This is a genomic window from Streptomyces sp. NPDC041135, assembly GCF_055592085.1.
Genome location: NZ_JBVIYZ010000094.1, coordinates 1 through 2,228, shown reverse-complemented (window position 1 = coordinate 2,228; position 2,228 = coordinate 1). Strand labels below are relative to the sequence as shown.

The 2,228-nt window shown below is 68.6% G+C and carries 2 protein-coding genes; both read right to left on the bottom strand.

All coding sequences use genetic code 11. The annotated features are described in order from the left end of the window. Positions 1-73: 73 nt before the first annotated feature. Positions 74-889, bottom strand: a complete 816-nt coding sequence (istB, locus tag ACZ6CZ_RS37965; RefSeq protein WP_469030669.1) for an IS21-like element helper ATPase IstB — start codon at positions 887-889, stop codon at positions 74-76. Continuing rightward, a complete protein-coding gene (gene istA / locus ACZ6CZ_RS37960) occupies positions 889-2,136 on the bottom strand; it encodes an IS21 family transposase (protein ID WP_469030667.1) in 1,248 nt (415 codons plus the stop codon). Before istA ends, istB begins: the two co-directional genes overlap by 1 nt. Positions 2,137-2,228 lie beyond the last annotated feature (92 nt).

The window sequence follows — 2,228 nt, the reverse complement described above, 5'->3', positions numbered from 1 at the left end:
TGTCGGTGAACTTCGAAAGCTGACCCGGTGCTCGACTCCGAAGATGGACCCCCGGTCGGTCAGTTGATGTTGTTCATTCCCCTGCGTTGGCGGGTGGAATCCGTCCGAGGTCGCGGCCGCGCATGCGGTAGCTGTCGCCCTTGAGGGAGATGACTTCCGCGTGGTGGACGAGGCGGTCGATCATCGCGGCGGCCACGGTGTCGTCGCCGAAGACCTCTCCCCAGCGTCCGAAGGGTTTGTTGCTGGTCACGATCACGGACGCGTGTTCGTAGCGGCCCGAGATGAACTGGAAGAACAGGTTCGCGGCCTCGGGTTCGAAGGGGATGTAGCCGACCTCGTCGACCACGATCAGCGGGATCCGGCTGAGCCGGATGAGTTCGTCGCTGAGCTTGCCTGCCTGATGGGCCTCAGCGAGGCGGGTGACCCACTGGGCCGCGGTGGCGAACGCGACCCGATGCCCGGCCTGGCAGGCCCGGATGCCCAGGCCGGTGGCCAAGTGGGTCTTCCCGGTTCCCGGCGGCCCCAGGAAGATCACGTTCTCTTTGCCCGCGACGAAGTCGAGGGTTCCCAGATGGGAGAGGGTCTCCCGCTTGATCGACCGCTGGTGGTCGAAGTCGAAGTCCTCGATCGACTTCCGTGAGGGGAAGCGGGCGGCCCGGATGCGGCCCTCGGCGCCGTGGCTGTCCCGGGCGGCGACCTCCCGCTGCAGGCAGGCGGCCAGGTACTCCTCGTGGCTCCACTCCTCCGCGCGGGCCCGCTCAGCCAGTCGGCCGGCCGCGTCCCGCAGGGCCGGAGCTTTCAACGCCTTGGTCAGATAAATCAGTTCGGAGGTGACGTCACGGCCGTTGCCGGTCATCTTGCCTGCCTTGCTCGTGCTGTTCGAGGCCATCACGCGACTCCTTCACCGGTGCTCAGTCCGCCGTCGATGACGCCGAAGATGCGGTCGTAGGTCTCCAACGGCCTTTGCTCGACCTCGAGTTCGTCGGCAGGCACATACCTCTGCCGGGCTGCCGCCCGGCCGGCCGCAGCGGCGGCTGCATGGGCCGGGTCGGTCAGCGACTGGTGGCGGGCCCAGCAGCGGGCATGCCGGGCGACCTCCATGCCCTCGCAGAACGCCAGGACCTGGTCCAGGTCGGCCTTGACCTCGATGCGGCGGCCAATGGCCAGCGGGTGGATGGAGTAGTCGTTGGTGTCCAGGCGGACGTAGTGGTCGCGCGGCAGCCGCAGGCTGGAGCGCCACCAGCCGGGCGGGTCGACGGGCGGGATCGGCAGCATGCGGGCGGTGTCGGCATCGATCCGGTCGGCCGGGCGGGCCTGCAGGGTGCGGTGGATGCGCCGGTTGGCCTTGGCCAGCCAGTCGGCCAGCTGGACGTTGAAGTCGGTCGGCGAGGCGAAGACCCGGCCGGGCAGAAACGACGTTTCCAGATAGCCGTTGGCCCGCTCGACCAGCCCTTTCGCTTCGGGGTCTCCCGGGCGGCACTGGATGATCCGGATGCCCAGCAGACCGGCGAACGCCGCGAAGTCTTCGGTCAGTTGAGGTCGGCCACCCCTCCAGGCCCCGACGGCGCCCTCGTTGTCCCAGACCAGAGCTTTGGGGACCGCCCCGAGCCCGGTCAGCAGCCGCCAGTGCCCGGCGATCAGGTCGGCCGCGGACCTGGTGGGCAGCATCCTCGCCATGATCCAGCGGGAATAGCCGGCCACGATCACCAGCACCGGCGGGCTCCCCGTCTGCCCGAAGCCGAGCGGGATCTCGGCGGGCGGGAACCACAGGTCGCACTGCGCGAGTTCCCCCGGCTCATAACCGGTCCGCGAGACCGGGTCCGCGGCCCGATAGACCGGCCTCAGCTCACGGACCCGCCGCCTGATCACCGCATACGAACGACTCCAGCCGATCCGTTCCGCGATCACCGTCGCGGGCATCTCGGGGAACCGCTGCAGCAGCTCTCTGATCTGCGGCTCGACCGCATCCACGATCGAACCCCGCGGCTCCCGCTGGTACTTCGGCGCCGCCTCGCTGTTCAAGGCCCGCCGCACCGTGTTCCGAGAGATCCCCAGATGCCTCGCGATCGCCCTGATCGGCATCTGCTCAGCCCGGTGCAACCGGCGGATCTCCGCCCAGTCCTCCACGTCGATCACCCATCCTCCCGGTCTGGCTCAACGAGCCAGACCCCGGAAGGGGGTCAATTCTCAAAGTCGGAGACTGGTCCACTTTTAGAAGACCACCGACA